14 protein-coding genes are annotated in these 13444 nt (G+C 46.6%); 7 read left to right on the top strand and 7 right to left on the bottom strand.

Features of this window, described 5'->3' with window-relative positions; all coding sequences use genetic code 11:
* Positions 1–134: 134 nt before the first annotated feature.
* Positions 135–1091: a D-2-hydroxyacid dehydrogenase gene (locus NSB28_RS17135; RefSeq protein WP_109747755.1), complete on the top strand. Its 957-nt coding sequence runs from the start codon at positions 135–137 to the stop codon at positions 1089–1091.
* Positions 1092–1116: 25 nt separating this feature from the next.
* On the opposite strand, the gene NSB28_RS17130 is transcribed toward NSB28_RS17135, so the two are convergent.
* Positions 1117–1380 carry a hypothetical protein gene (locus NSB28_RS17130; RefSeq protein ID WP_109747683.1) on the bottom strand — a complete coding sequence of 88 codons (264 nt, stop codon included), beginning with the start codon at positions 1378–1380 and terminating at the stop codon, positions 1117–1119.
* A gap of 253 nt (positions 1381–1633) precedes the next feature.
* Here NSB28_RS17130 and NSB28_RS17125 point away from each other — a divergent pair, with 253 nt between their 5' ends.
* From NSB28_RS17125 to NSB28_RS17110, 4 genes are read left to right on the top strand one after another with little or no spacing between them, the layout of a single operon-like run.
* Positions 1634–2740, top strand: a complete 1107-nt coding sequence (locus NSB28_RS17125; protein ID WP_109747682.1) for a helix-turn-helix domain-containing protein — start codon at positions 1634–1636, stop codon at positions 2738–2740.
* Between the two features lies 1 nt (position 2741).
* The gene (locus NSB28_RS17120) at positions 2742–2945 is read left to right on the top strand and encodes a PLDc N-terminal domain-containing protein (RefSeq protein WP_109747681.1); all 204 of its coding nucleotides are present in this window, start codon (positions 2742–2744) and stop codon (positions 2943–2945) included.
* The gene (locus tag NSB28_RS17115; RefSeq protein ID WP_109747680.1) at positions 2942–3859 is read left to right on the top strand and encodes an ABC transporter ATP-binding protein; all 918 of its coding nucleotides are present in this window, start codon (positions 2942–2944) and stop codon (positions 3857–3859) included. Before NSB28_RS17120 ends, NSB28_RS17115 begins: the two co-directional genes overlap by 4 nt.
* Complete coding sequence (locus tag NSB28_RS17110; RefSeq protein WP_109747679.1) at positions 3856–4623, top strand: ABC transporter permease subunit; 768 nt, start codon at positions 3856–3858, stop codon at positions 4621–4623. Before NSB28_RS17115 ends, NSB28_RS17110 begins: the two co-directional genes overlap by 4 nt.
* Positions 4624–4724: 101 nt before the next feature.
* Here the strand turns inward: NSB28_RS17110 and NSB28_RS17105 are convergent, their stop codons facing one another.
* From NSB28_RS17105 to NSB28_RS17090, 4 genes are all read right to left on the bottom strand, one after another.
* Positions 4725–5852, bottom strand: coding sequence for a DUF3810 domain-containing protein (locus tag NSB28_RS17105; RefSeq protein WP_257497537.1), 1128 nt, complete (start codon positions 5850–5852; stop codon positions 4725–4727).
* Between the two features lie 147 nt (positions 5853–5999).
* On the bottom strand, positions 6000–6602 hold the full coding sequence (locus tag NSB28_RS17100; RefSeq protein ID WP_257497538.1) for a GNAT family N-acetyltransferase: 603 nt from the start codon (positions 6600–6602) through the stop codon (positions 6000–6002).
* A gap of 1 nt (position 6603) precedes the next feature.
* Complete coding sequence (locus tag NSB28_RS17095) at positions 6604–8109, bottom strand: serine hydrolase (RefSeq protein ID WP_109747677.1); 1506 nt, start codon at positions 8107–8109, stop codon at positions 6604–6606.
* A 17-nt stretch (positions 8110–8126) separates the two neighbouring features.
* Complete coding sequence (locus NSB28_RS17090) at positions 8127–9440, bottom strand: glycoside hydrolase family 3 protein (RefSeq protein ID WP_257497539.1); 1314 nt, start codon at positions 9438–9440, stop codon at positions 8127–8129.
* A 283-nt stretch (positions 9441–9723) separates the two neighbouring features.
* Between NSB28_RS17090 and NSB28_RS17085 the strand changes: the two genes are divergently transcribed.
* Positions 9724–10788: a PTS sugar transporter subunit IIC gene (locus NSB28_RS17085; RefSeq protein WP_109747675.1), complete on the top strand. Its 1065-nt coding sequence runs from the start codon at positions 9724–9726 to the stop codon at positions 10786–10788.
* Between the two features lie 144 nt (positions 10789–10932).
* Here the strand turns inward: NSB28_RS17085 and NSB28_RS17080 are convergent, their stop codons facing one another.
* Positions 10933–11574, bottom strand: a complete 642-nt coding sequence (locus tag NSB28_RS17080; protein ID WP_109747674.1) for a GDSL-type esterase/lipase family protein — start codon at positions 11572–11574, stop codon at positions 10933–10935.
* An 18-nt stretch (positions 11575–11592) separates the two neighbouring features.
* Entirely contained in the window at positions 11593–12510 is a 918-nt protein-coding gene (locus NSB28_RS17075; protein ID WP_109747673.1) for a dihydrodipicolinate synthase family protein, read from the bottom strand.
* Between the two features lie 233 nt (positions 12511–12743).
* Between NSB28_RS17075 and NSB28_RS17070 the strand changes: the two genes are divergently transcribed.
* Entirely contained in the window at positions 12744–13433 is a 690-nt protein-coding gene (locus NSB28_RS17070; protein WP_109747672.1) for an N-acetylmannosamine-6-phosphate 2-epimerase, read from the top strand.
* Positions 13434–13444: the final 11 nt, after the last annotated feature.

Genomic DNA, 13444 nt, shown 5'->3' with positions numbered 1-13444 from the left:
TTACTGTTGTTCTTGTAAATCAGGATATAATCAAATATAATCTTATATAGAAACCTATGAACTATTATAAATACTGGAATATTTATATTACCCTGTAAAGGGCCGGGAGGATGAATAAGATTATGGACACTTCAATGAAAATCGTAATTTTGGAAGCAAATGCTCTGGGAAAAGATATAGACCTGTCCGTGTTTGATAAGCTGGGACATGTGACAAAATTTGGACAGACGGACTGGGAGGATCAGGTGATCGACCGTGTGGCGGATGCAGACATCATCATAGACAATAAGGTGCCTATGAATGCGCACACACTCCAGAAAGCTGCACATTTAAAGATGATAGCAGTGACGGCTACGGGCACTAATATGATTGACAGAGAATATATGAAAGAAAGAGGCATAGCCGTGGCGAATGTGGGGGGATATTCTACAGATTCAGTCACACAGCACACATTTGCTCTGGCCCTGTTTCTGACGCAGCAGCTGGCCTATTATGACAAGTATGTAAAAGACGGTGAGTATGTAAAAAGTGATATATTTACACACTTTGGCACACCCATCCATGAACTGAAGGGAATGACCTGGGGAATCATCGGACTGGGTGATATAGGAAAAAGCGTGGCACAGGCGGCGGAGGCTTTTGGATGCCGGGTGATCTATTATTCCACTTCGGGAAAAAATAAGAATCCTGATTATGAACAGGCAGACTGGCAGACGCTCCTGAAGGAGTCTGATATCATCTCCATCCATGCGCCGTTAAATGACAAAACTGAGGGAATGATGAATCTGGAGGCCTTTAAGCAGATGAAAAAGACGGCAATCCTGATCAATGTGGGCAGAGGCCCTATTGTGAATGAGCAGGATCTTGTAACGGCGTTAAATGAGGGCATGATCGCCGGCGCGGGGCTGGATGTGATCTCTGTGGAGCCCATGAGGGCGGATAATCCCCTGCTGCAGATAAAGGACAGCCGGAAACTGATCGTCACGCCTCATGTGGCCTGGGCGACAAGAGAGGCCAGGCAGCGGCTCGTGGATGAAGTATATCTGAATGTAAAAGCATTTTTAGAAGGTGAAAAGAGGAACCTGATCTAAAGTCTGTGTCAGTCCTTTTCAATTATCAGTCCTCTTCAATCACCTGAAGCTCTAAATAGTCAAAATCAATCTGTTCAATAAAGTTATCCTGATAAAAACGGGCTTTGCTGTGACGTTTGAATTCTGATGCAGTGGCATCCAGCCAGATTGGCTTGCCAAGGTCAAACTCATAGCAGAGCTCATCTAATGCATGGAACACCTTATGTGTCCTTGTGTCGTTTCCGGTGTCTGTGATGACAGCATCACGCACCAGGTGGTTATCTTTAATAATCTTACCCCAAATTCTCATATGGCAGTATCCCTTCTGTACTATTGCAACTGCCCTGTCATGGAACAGTTACTTACAATTTTATATTTTGTGCTGTCTTGGGAGATGATAGTAACATTCCCGCTTCTTTAGAATTTTACTACAGATTTGCCGTACAGGGAAGGGGAAATTATCGGCAGGTACACTGCCGGTTGATTTTTTTGAAGATTAATTAACTTTTACTCCATTGTGTTTCCGGCAGGTTCCTTTATAATGGTATAAAAGAGGTGAAGATATGAAAGAGATTAATCTGGGCAGAGTTATTATGAGAAAGAGGCATGAGCGGGGTGTCACGCAGGATGAGCTGGCTTTTGCCATGGGAGTATCAAAGGCAGCAGTGTCAAAATGGGAGACAGGGCAGTCTTATCCTGATATTACGCTTCTTCCGCAGCTGGCTGCGTTTTTTAATATCAGCACAGATGAGCTGATCGGATATGAGCCGCAGATGCTAAAGGAAGATATAAGAAAGCTCTATTACAGGCTGTCGTCAGAATTTGCCAGCAGGCCCTTTGAGGAAGTATTAAAAGAATGTGAGGAGATCATCAGGAAATATTATTCCTGCTTTCCGCTCCTTCGCCAGATGGCGCTGCTGCTGTTAAACCATGTTTCAGAGAGCGGGGATATGGACAGGATTCTGCAAATGGTTGTCAGTCTCTGCCTCCGGGTGGAAAAAGAGGGAGAAGACATGGAAGACGTAAGGCAGGCAGCATTTATGCGAGCCTGCTGTTATCTGACACAGCAGAAGCCGGAGAAGGCTCTGGAGATCCTGGGGGAGGACATAAATCCTCTGAACCAGGAAAGGGCAATGCTTGCCCAGGTTTACCTGGCTATGGGAAAGTCTCAGAAGGCAGAGGAGGTACTCCAGACAAACATGTATCAATACCTTCTGTCCCTGATAAGCGATGCTGTTGCATTTGTATATTTAAAGCAGGATGATATGGAGAAGGTGGAGGAAACAATACAAAGGATAAGGGGCGTGATAGATCTGTATCACATAGAAAGTATGCATCCCTGCGCCACACTTAACTTTTATATGGTATGTGCACAGGCGTACTGCGGTGCAGAGATGGATGAAAAAGCTCTTGGCATGCTGAAGGAGTATGTGAGGGTCTGCACTACATCTCCGGATCTGTATTCACTGCACGGGGATGAATATTTTGACAGAGTGGATGCCTGGATCAATAATTTTGAACCGGGGAACAAAGCGCCAAAGGATGCCAGAACGATCAGGCAGTCTCTGCTTGCAGGCTTGACAAACAACCCTTCTTTGCCCAGGCTGGCCAAGAAGGAGGAATTCATAAAAATGGCTGAAAGCTTACAATTCAAATTGGGAGGGGAATAGGATGGATGTGTTAATAGAATATCTGCCGGTTTTAATACCGCTTATCGTATTGGAGGTTGCCTTGGCACTGACAGCCCTGATCCATGTGCTGAGGCATCCGAATTATAGATTTGGCAATAAAGTTTTCTGGTGTATTTTTGTAGTCATTGTGCAATTTATAGGGCCGATAGTTTACTTTGCGGCAGGCAGGGGTGAAGAAGAATGAATGCTCTTGAAATCAAAGGATTAGTAAAAAGGTTTGGAAGCCATACAGTGATAGAGGGATTGTCGTTTGAAGTTCCCGAGAATTGTGTCTATGGATTTATTGGACAGAACGGGGCAGGGAAGACCACTACTATGAAAATGATTTTGGGGCTGTTAAAGCCGGATGAGGGCAGTATCAGGGTATACAATGAACAGGTCAGATACGGGCAGACAGATACCAACAGGTATATAGGATATCTGCCTGATGTTCCCGAATTTTACAATTATATGCGTCCGGCAGAATATCTCAGGCTCTGCGGTGAAATAACCGGGTGTCCGTCCGGTAGCCTGAAACAGAAGAGCGGGGAGCTTCTTGAACTGGTGGGGCTGAAGAATGTAAATAAAAAGATCGGCGGCTTTTCACGGGGTATGAAGCAGCGCCTGGGGTTTGCCCAGGCACTTTTAAATGAGCCAAGACTTCTGTTATGTGACGAACCCACATCGGCTCTGGACCCTGTGGGAAGGAAGGAGATACTGGATATTTTAGAGAACATTAAGGGAAAGACTACAGTTATTTTCTCCACACATATCCTCTCCGACGTAGAGCGCGTCTGCGACAGGATAGCAGTGCTGGATCAGGGGCGTCTGCGCCTGGAAGGGCCGCTGGATGAGATCAAGAAAAAGCACAGGAGCGGGAAATTGCTGGCGGAGTTCGGAACAGAAAAAGAGGCTGCCGGGTTTGAAGCTATGGATTTTGTTAAAAAGACAGGGGCGGATGTCAAGAGAGAGGGAAGAAAAGTGATCCTTTGCTCAGGCAATACGAGAGAAGTACAGAAGGCCATTCTGTGCGGACTGGCTGGTATGGATGATATGCCTCTGAAGATAGAAGTGCTGGAGCCTTCTCTTGAGAACCTTTTTATGGAGGTGGTGGAATGAGGGCATATGCAGCTTTTGTAAAAAAGGAATTTCTGGAGATGAGCAGGACATATAAGCTTCTGATAATGGGTATCATTTTTGGCGTTCTGGGACTGATGAACCCTCTTACAGCTAAATTCACACCAGATCTGCTGGCTGCTTTAATGCCGGCAGGCATGACGATCGAGTTGGGGGAACCGTCAGTTATGAACTCCTGGATGCAGTTTTTTAAAAACATACCTCAGATGGGGCTGATCGTGGCTGCCGTACTTTTTGGCGGTATCCTGGGAAACGAGATATCCAAAGGCACGCTCATAAATCTGCTGACAAAGGGACTCTCAAGAAATACAGTAGTTCTGGCTAAGTTTACTGCCTGGGGCATCATGTGGACATGCAGCTATGCTCTAAGCTTTATCATCACCCTCCTGTATACAAATTACTATTGGGAAGATTCAGCTGATTCTGTTCTTTTGGCAGGAGCTGTATCAGGAGTATGGATATTTGGCCTGCTTCTGATAGCGGCGGCTTTGCTGGGCGGCTCACTTTTTGCCAGTATGTACGGAAGCCTGCTGTTCATGGGAGGAATTGTAGTCATACAGTTTCTGCTTGGTATCATCCCGGATCTTGGACGGTGGATGCCAACAGGACTGATCTCCAATAATATGAGCCTGCTTGAAGGAAATATGGGATTGGCAGGTTTTATGAGGCCTCTGCTTACGGCAGTGCTGCTTACTGCCCTGTTTTTGGGGCTTTCCTGTGCAGTGTTCAGGAAAAAACAATTATAGGTTACTGCTCACTTCGTCACCAGTAACACGCTCCGCGATGCACAGAAACGGCAAGAAACGCCGTTTCGCGCTGCAAAACCCGGGCATGAGCCCGCCCGCCGCTATCTGTCCGCGGCGGCTAGGGTGGCAGTGTCATATGCCACAAGCAGGTCTACCATCCTGTTATAGCTGCTGACACCGTCGCTGTCTCCGTTGGCTTTCAGATATGTATCATTTACCTTGGAAGCAGCCTTTGCTATCTGCCCGTCATACTGGCGCCAGAACATGGTGTTGGCATTTAAGTCGGCTTCTACGTCGGGAAGGAGGCTGCTGCGCACCTGGCTGTAAAGGTCTGCATCTGTCCTGTAAAGTACATTTGTAGTATAGATCCATGCGAGGAGACTGCCGCTGTACTTAAAATCAGGAGAGTCAGAGCTCATACATGCCAGATAAGCTATAAAATTGGCTTCATCCTCCTGCATATACCCTCTGAGATGAGAGAGCTCATGGCATGCTGTGAAAGGAAGATTGAAGGCTGTCATATCACTGTTATAGTTTGCCTCTATGGTAAACGGGGAGTAGATGCCGCTTGTCTTCTGTACAGAGAGGATATCTGACACCAGCAGTTTTTTTGGCCTTGGATAGTAGCCCTGGAGGTCTTTATAAGACTGGCTTAAAGACTTCATGGCATTCACCGCCTCTTTTTTCAGCCCGGAACCTTCAACAGCTACTCCGTCTTCATTTCTGGCAACCATGGGGGCCCAGTAATTAACATCTTCAGTGAGCTTACGGCAGAGGTCTGCAAGCTCATTTTTTGTGTACTCCCGGGTAAACAAATTATTCTGCCGGGAGAATGAAGCCTTTTTGTAATTGATGCCGCAGCCCAGTGTATAAGTAAAGAGCAGCACTGAGAGGATAAGCAGCAGTGAGGTACCTGATTTGGCCAGGGTCACCAGCCTGGATTTTTTGAACGCTATCCTGTACAGGAACACTAAAAATCCCCCGCACAGTCCCAGCAGCAGGGTATACAGGGCAATTTCTGACACAGAGAAAGGAAATAATGAAAAAAAGCGCCCGAATATTTCCACCAGGTATCTGTAGACATAGTCACAGTACCACTGGGCAAATACGGCGCTTTTATCGGCAATAAAAAGCAAAAGTGTGCTTGCGGATAAAAGGATCACACTGATAATCCCTTTTGCTGCAGGTCTTCTGAATTTTGAATATTTTGTCCTACTGTTATCAGCCATTCCCATCCCCCCGTATGATTAAGCTTGCTTCTGATAAAAAACAGATAATATTATGATTATCTTAAGTTTACCAAGAAATCATTAAGGAAATAGGAACTAATTGTGAATAAATTGAAACTAAATGTCGAAATCTCCTGATAATCCTGATTAATTTATGGATTCCGGCAGTTCTGGAAAGGGAATAAAGGGGCTGGGGGGATCAGGATGGCATCCCAGCATTTTTTCCATCCAGATCATATCATACCACTGTCCTGCTTTATACCCGCATTTTGTAAAATGTGCCACGGTGGTATATCCCAGATTTTCGTGGAAGCTTATGCTCTCAGGATTGGGGTATGCAATGCATGCATTCAGATTTAATATGTTCTGTCTGCTTAAAGCATTTTCCAGAGCGCGGTACAGCTGGGTGCCCGTACCTCTGCCATGGCAGCCTTCACGGATGTAGATAGAAGTTTCCACAGACCAGGCATAGGCTGCCCTGTCTTTAAAAGCTGAGGCATACGCATACCCCAGTATTCTGCCCTCTGAAACTGCCGCAAGGTAAGGATATTTTGACAATATACCACGTATTCTGCCTGCAAATTCATCTTCGGACGGGACTTCATACTCAAAGGTAATTCCCGTATTCTTCACATAATGTGCATATATGGACAACAATTCCGGGGCATCTTTTTCTGATGCAGTGCGTATTGTAATATTATCTGCACAGGCAGCTGATGTATTATTTATTTTATGATCTGACATCTGCATATTATTCAGTCTCCTCCAGTATATCGTATTCTGTCAGAGGTGCACTTTCTTCCAGCTGTCCTTCAGGAAGCGTGATAGTATATCCGGAATCAGGATTGAAAAAGGCATACACAGCTTCACTTAAGGAATGGATCCTGCTGACGGCTTGTGCGTCATCTGACCAGCCATTTGACATAATGCAGATGATATAGTCTCCTCCCGGTGAATAGACGATAGCCGTGTCATTTTCGCACCCTTCTACCTCCCCTGTCTTACTTGCTGAAACTACTTCAGACGGCAGGCTGTCCGGTATTTTATAGTCGATCTCCTGGCCCAGAAGCAGGGATTCCATTTCCCTGGAAGCCAGATGGGAGACCATTTCCCCCCTGTAGACATATTCCAGGAACATACCGCAGTCCTTGGCGGAGGTTTGGTTCAGGCGTCCGTCATCAGACCAGAGACTGGGATCAGCCAGCCCGTTGACCTGTTCAGTGTTTGTAAAACCGTATTCCCGGATGAAATTGTTGACAATTACCATTCCTTTGGAATGATCGCCGTCAGGGTCCAGCGCACGCACAAGAGTGTTCGCTGACTCGTTGTCGCTGACAGTGATCATATTATACAGAGCGTCGGAGATTGTCAGATTGTCATCGATGGCATTCATTCCCATCTGTTCATATACTGCCCCCATAATGTAGAGCTTGATCAGGCTGGCAGCTTCCATGGGCTGGTCATTGATGATGATAGATCTGTCATTTTTCAGATCCTTTACATAAATGCTCCACCTTCCTTCGTATCTGTCTGTCATATATGTCAATATAGTCTCCAGGTCTGTCCAGGAGAGAGGGGCTTCTGTGATCTCTATCTTTATATCTGAAGTTATAAGCTTATATTTTTTGAGATACGCTTCGATAAAATCCTCAGGAATTATGAACCAGTCTGCCTGCTCATCAGATATTTTGTACTGTGAGTACGGAAGAAGAGGATTTTCACTGTCTGTCCGGAGGATATCACCCGGTTTGTACAGGCGGTCCACATCCATATGCCCTTCTGTCTCTATCTCTGTCTCCGTTCCGCTTTCAGAGCTGTTCTTTGTGGTATTTTCAGAGTCTTTTTCCGTAGTATTTTCAGAGCCGTTCCCGGTGACATTTCCAGTTCCTTTCCTGCTGTCTGTTTCCGTCTCTTCTTCTGACTTGGCGCCTGCATTTGATTCAGCCGCAGCATCTGTATCGGATTCAGCCTCTGTTTCTGCATCAGATTCGACTACTGCAGCTGCGCCTGATCCGGCTGGGGCTTCTGTATCAGATCCAGACGCCATTTCAGAACTGCCGGGAGCAGGGGGGACTTGAGTTTCAGACTCCGTCCGGCTGCTGCCGGGGCGCCAGGCCCCGGATTCCGTTTCTGCCTCAGGGACAGAAGCGGGGATGGCCGGATCAGATCCGGCCCAGATGCCCAGCAGGACAGCGAAGAACAGGACAGCGCAGCCCTGCAGGACCGGTTTTATATATTCTCTGTATTTTTTTAACATATAGATAATGCTCCCCTTTAAGATAAAATATTCCTGTTTATTTTTACTTGTAATATTCGCATTACGGACTCATCTATCCGGCTTTCGGGAATGCTTCCGTCCTGCACAGCGTTTAATACAGCGTTATAAGATTCCCCCAGATATGCCGGCATGAGAAATATGTCAGCTCCGGCATTCAGAGAAGCCAGGACAGCTTCTGAGGCTGTGTAGTATTCTGTTATAGCGCCCATCTGAAGTGAATCGGTGATCACTACACCGTCATAGCCCAGTTCATCTCTGAGAAGCCCGGTGATCATCTCAAATGAAAGGGACGCTGGGTCATTATTTCCGGTTACGGCAGGCGCGGCAATGTGAGAGACCATGACCATATCAGTCCCGGCTCCGATGCCGGCCTTAAACGGCACAAACTCTGTACTGCGCAGCCCTTCCAGGTCCTGGTCTGTGGCAGAAAATCCCGTGTGGGAATCTGTGGAAGTATCTCCGTGTCCGGGAAAATGCTTGATGCTGCTGGCTACGTTATTGTTGTGAAGCCCGTAGATCTCCTGTGCGACCATTGCAGCAGCCACCTGGGGATCAGAAGAAAAAGCTCTGTCACCGATCACTGTATTTTCCGGATTGGTAGCCACATCAGCCACAGGTGCAAAGTCCAGATTAAATCCCAGCTCCCGTATTTCCCGGCCGATGGTATCCCCAGCCTCGTAGGCCTTTGAGGTATCATTTGTATCTCCTATCTCCCTCATATTGGGAAACCAGGTGCAGTCCATCTCAGGGTTACGCCCTATCCTGGAGACGATACCGCCTTCTTCATCTACGCCGATAAAAAGCCCTGTATCGCTGGCGCTTTGAAATTCAGCTATCATTTCAGCTGTCTGTGTACGGTTTAATATGTTCCCTTCGAAAAGAACAATGCCGCCCAGATGGTATTTCTGTATGTTCTCTGTGATTGAGTCATTGCAGGATATAACACTTCCGTCAGTGTACATGTCGATCATTTCAGGAGTTACCAAAAACATCTGGCCAACCTTTTCTTCCAGAGTCATACCCAGCAGAATGTGCTGTGCCTGCTCCCTGGCGGAATCGGCCTGCACGGGCGCGTTCGTCTCCTGAAGTTTTTCTGTTTCTGTTACTGGCTGTGTCTCCCAAGAATCAGGACTCTCTGTTTCTGTATTATCCTGCCCGGAGGCAGTGTCAGCTTCTGTATTCTGTATAACTTTTTCTGCAGTTTCCTTTTCGGTAACATCACTTGCAGAATCTCCGAATAAACTGCAGCCGCTCAAGGTGATGGCAGCTGCCAGAGAGACGGCAAGTAAGAAGCGCCGTGTTTGTCTCATGATAAATTCCTTCTCGTATTTGACTTTGATCGAACCTATAGGAGTAACCATTCAATATATGATCAGTTACCTATAGGAAATAATACAATATTCCATTTGCAAAGTAAAGAATATTCTGTGGGGGGAGATATGCTGTTTATATTATTTTGGCGCTGTAACTCCCGGATTTTCGTATGAAACCTCTTGATAATTCTGTAAAATTATGATACTTTACTAGGGTGACATGACAGCTGTCAAACAATGGACGGTCAGCATGGAGCGAAGGAGAGAAGAGGAGGAGAAGATGAAACTGATAAAGAAATATCTGAACAGGATTTTTATTGACGGCCTGACCGGTATGGCCCAGGGGCTGTTTGCCACATTGATCGTGGGCACGATCATCCAGCAGCTGGGAAATCTCATAGGCGGGGAAGCAGGGGCCATTATCTTCCAGCTGGGAAAAGTGGCTGCGGCCATGACCAGCGCGGGCATAGGCGTGGGTGTGGCATATAGGTTTAAGGAGAGCCCCCTTGTAGTCCTGTCGGCAGCAACAGCAGGAACAGTGGGAGGCTATGCCAGCAAGATACTGGCAGGAACCCTGATCACAGAGGGCAATGTGCTGCTTGCCGGACCAGGGGAACCTCTGGGAGCTTTTATTGCAGCATACATAGCCATTGAAGTGGGCCATCTCGTATCAGGAAAGACGAAGATAGATATTCTGGTGACACCAATAGTAACCATCATGGCCGGCTCGGCAGTAGGGCTTCTTGCAGGGCCGCCCATATCCAGCTTTATGACAGGGCTGGGCGCTATTATCAACTGGGGGACAGAGCAGCAGCCATTCCTCATGGGAATAGTTGTATCCGTTGTCATGGGAATGATCCTGACACTCCCAATCAGTTCGGCTGCTCTGGGAATCATCATGAACCTGTCGGGACTTGCCGCGGGCGCTGCCACAGTGGGCTGCTGCTGCAACATGATAGGATTTGCCGTTGCCAGCTACAGAGAGAATAAGATCGGCGGTCTGCTGGCACAGGGGATCGGCACATCTATGCTCCAGGTGCCTAATATTGTAAGGAGGCCGCTGATATGGCTGCCTGCCATCCTCTCAAGTGCGATACTGGGGCCTGTGGGGACTATGCTGTTTAAGATGACGAACAATGCCACCGGATCAGGGATGGGAACAGCCGGACTTGTGGGACAGATCATGACCTTCCAGACCATGGTCCCTGCAGAAGGAGCCACAGTAGTCCTTCTGAAAATGAGCCTGATCCACTTTATACTTCCGGCGATCGTTACACTGCTGATATCAGAATTCATGAGGAAAAAGGGCCTGATTAAGTTTGGGGAAATGAAGCTGGATCTGTAATATCAGAGATATAATTACATCTGTTTTAGAAAAAGCCGCTGTGAGAGAAATAACAGTTCTCTCACAGCGGCTTTTAACATAATTATGAAGAAATACCGGCAGCCTGGAGTATATTTAAATTTTAATATATGCCGCCGAGCGGGGTCAGACAATTTCAGGAATAATATCTGTCAGACGGCGGGCCAGGCGTTCATGGCTGTCTTTATCCAGGTGCATGTAGTCATTGGGATGCATACTGATACCGTCTATCTCCCCGGCGTTCAGATAATGGCAGCCAAGGCGTCCTGCCACATCTTTAAACCATATGTGGAGGTTTTCTGACTTTTCAATACAGTCTGTGCCCATCTCTCCTGCGACAGCGGTTTTTTCATAGCCGCTTCCAATGGGGGCAGGGGTGATAATGAGAATATTTGGCCTGTTCCTCCATGCATCCTTTACAGAAATAGCTTTATTTACCAGCCGTTCCAGGCCTTTTCCTATATTTTCCGCGTTTACGTGGAAACGGTCCTTTGTATCATTTGTTCCAAGCATTATGATAAGCAGATCTACGGGTTCATGGCTCATGAGACATGAAAAAATGGAAGACATTCCATTTAGTCCTTCAAACAGCGGGTCTTCAAAGACAGTAGTCCTGCCGCTCAAGCCTTCTTCTGTCACATAGTACCCATCTCCCAGATATTTTTCCAGAAGGCAGGGCCAGCGTTCTTCTCTTGTAAAGCGGCCTCCGTCCTCTGATTTATATCCATGTGTATTAGAATCCCCAAAACAAACAATTGTTTTTTCCATATTTTTTACTCCTGTGTGTCACCAGTTTTTAGTCTCTTCTACAGCGCTGCGGATATCCTGATACAGCTTTATGATCTCAGGGTCGTGCTCATCAACAGGCAAAAACGGGAGACGCGGGTCCCCGATATTGACGCCGTCCATCCTGATTATGGTCTTGCAGGCTCCGTACATAGACGGGAAAGAGCAGAGACGGTAAATGAATAGCGTCACTTTCACCTGCATTTCCTGTGCTTTGGCTATCTCACCCCGGCGGATCAGCTCGTCCAGCTTCAGATACAGCTCGGGCATGGCGCCGTATGTACCGCCGATAGCCGCATCAGCGCCCATCAGGCGGCCTGCCAGAAATTGTTCATCAGGACCATTAAATACAATAAAATCTTTGCCTCCGGCCTGCTTGAAACGGAGAATATCGTGGCAGGGATCAGAGGAGCATTTGATACCGGCAACCCGTTCATTTTCCAGCATGCGGTTAAACAGCGGCATGGACAGGTTAAAGCCTGTCAGCTGCGGAATATTGTAGATAAAGAATGGAAGATCTGCGGCCTCTGTTATCTTTGTCCAGTGCTGGTAAACACTTTCCTCCCCCAGGTGATAATAGACACAGGGTACAGCAGAGGTGGCGGCAGCGCCGGCCTTCTGTGCATGGGCTGCAAGCATGACGGCGTGTCTTGTGGAAGGGCATCCCACATGTACGATCACAGACAGGTCGTCTCCGGCTTCATCCACAACAGCTTCCACAAGCTTCATGCGTTCTTCATTGTCAAGAAGGAAACCTTCCCCTGTACTTCCGCAGACGTAAAGACTTTTGATCCCCTTGTTTATGTAATAGCGGGTAAGCTTTTTGGCTGCAGCAAGATCCAGGTCGCCTGAAGCGGTAAACGGAGTATTTAGGGCTACAGTTACATTCCGAAAGCGATTCACATCATATTTTGACATTTTCTTTCTCCTTTTTGGTTATTTGTATAATGTCTACAGAGTTTCCATTTCTATAGAGAGAATTATACCATTTTTGACCAATAGAAACAAGTATTAATGAAAAAAATTTTTTTTCTAAAAAAGATATTGAAAAAAATATCCGAATGTGATATGGTTAGTATAGTTAAAAATTACAAAAAACAAATCAATAATAAAGGAAATTTGGTTAATTTCCAGAGAAGGGAGGGAAATGGATGACAAACCAGCAGGTAATTGAACAAATCAGGGGAGGGCTGATCGTCTCCTGTCAGGCGCTGGAGGAAGAGCCGCTTTACAGTTCGTTTATCATGTCCAGAATGGCATATGCGGCAATGTTAGGCGGAGCATCCGGAATCAGGGCCAATACAGTAGAGGATATCACAGAAATCAAAAAACTGGTAGACCTTCCTGTAATCGGAATCATAAAAAAAGTATATGAAGACAGTGATGTTTATATTACACCCACGATAGAAGAAGTAGATGCCCTGGTGGAATGCGGCTGTGAAATCATAGCTGCCGACTGCACAGACCGGAAACGGACTCAGGGAAAGACAGTGGATGATTTTTTTGGAGAAGTGAGGCAGAAGTATCCCGGCCAGCTGTTTATGGCAGACTGCTCTACTATAGAAGAAGGAATGCATGCAGCAGAGATAGGGTTTGATTTCATAGGCACAACTATGAGCGGATATACGCCTTATACATGTGGTGTTCAGTTACCAAATTTTCATATGATGGAAACACTGGCCAGAGAGTGCAGAAAGCCTGTCATTGCAGAGGGCGGGATCTGGTGCCCTGAGGATTTGAAAAAGGCTCTTGATACAGGCGCGCTGGCAGCAGTGGTAGGTACGGCCATTACAAGGCCTATGGATATTACGAAACGTTACGTAGAAGCAATTAAAAAATAATAATATAATTT

The organism is Murimonas intestini (genome assembly GCF_024622195.1).
GTDB lineage: Bacteria > Bacillota > Clostridia > Lachnospirales > Lachnospiraceae > Murimonas > Murimonas intestini.
The sequence above is the reverse complement of the archived record's forward strand: the minus strand, read 5'-3'. Positions and strand labels throughout refer to the sequence as shown.

Excerpts from the sequence above, each read along its gene's own strand:
- NSB28_RS17135 (WP_109747755.1), top strand. The coding sequence starts at position 135 with ATGAAAATCGTAATTTTGGAAGCAAATGCTCTGGGAAAAGATATAGAC.
- NSB28_RS17130 (WP_109747683.1), bottom strand. The coding sequence starts at position 1,380 with ATGAGAATTTGGGGTAAGATTATTAAAGATAACCACCTGGTGCGTGAT.
- NSB28_RS17125 (WP_109747682.1), top strand. The coding sequence starts at position 1,634 with ATGAAAGAGATTAATCTGGGCAGAGTTATTATGAGAAAGAGGCATGAG.
- NSB28_RS17120 (WP_109747681.1), top strand. The coding sequence starts at position 2,742 with ATGGATGTGTTAATAGAATATCTGCCGGTTTTAATACCGCTTATCGTA.
- NSB28_RS17115 (WP_109747680.1), top strand. The coding sequence starts at position 2,942 with ATGAATGCTCTTGAAATCAAAGGATTAGTAAAAAGGTTTGGAAGCCAT.
- NSB28_RS17110 (WP_109747679.1), top strand. The coding sequence starts at position 3,856 with ATGAGGGCATATGCAGCTTTTGTAAAAAAGGAATTTCTGGAGATGAGC.
- NSB28_RS17105 (WP_257497537.1), bottom strand. The coding sequence starts at position 5,852 with ATGGCTGATAACAGTAGGACAAAATATTCAAAATTCAGAAGACCTGCA.
- NSB28_RS17100 (WP_257497538.1), bottom strand. The coding sequence starts at position 6,602 with ATGCAGATGTCAGATCATAAAATAAATAATACATCAGCTGCCTGTGCA.
- NSB28_RS17095 (WP_109747677.1), bottom strand. The coding sequence starts at position 8,109 with ATGTTAAAAAAATACAGAGAATATATAAAACCGGTCCTGCAGGGCTGC.
- NSB28_RS17090 (WP_257497539.1), bottom strand. The coding sequence starts at position 9,440 with ATGAGACAAACACGGCGCTTCTTACTTGCCGTCTCTCTGGCAGCTGCC.
- NSB28_RS17085 (WP_109747675.1), top strand. The coding sequence starts at position 9,724 with ATGAAACTGATAAAGAAATATCTGAACAGGATTTTTATTGACGGCCTG.
- NSB28_RS17080 (WP_109747674.1), bottom strand. The coding sequence starts at position 11,574 with ATGGAAAAAACAATTGTTTGTTTTGGGGATTCTAATACACATGGATAT.
- NSB28_RS17075 (WP_109747673.1), bottom strand. The coding sequence starts at position 12,510 with ATGTCAAAATATGATGTGAATCGCTTTCGGAATGTAACTGTAGCCCTA.
- NSB28_RS17070 (WP_109747672.1), top strand. The coding sequence starts at position 12,744 with ATGACAAACCAGCAGGTAATTGAACAAATCAGGGGAGGGCTGATCGTC.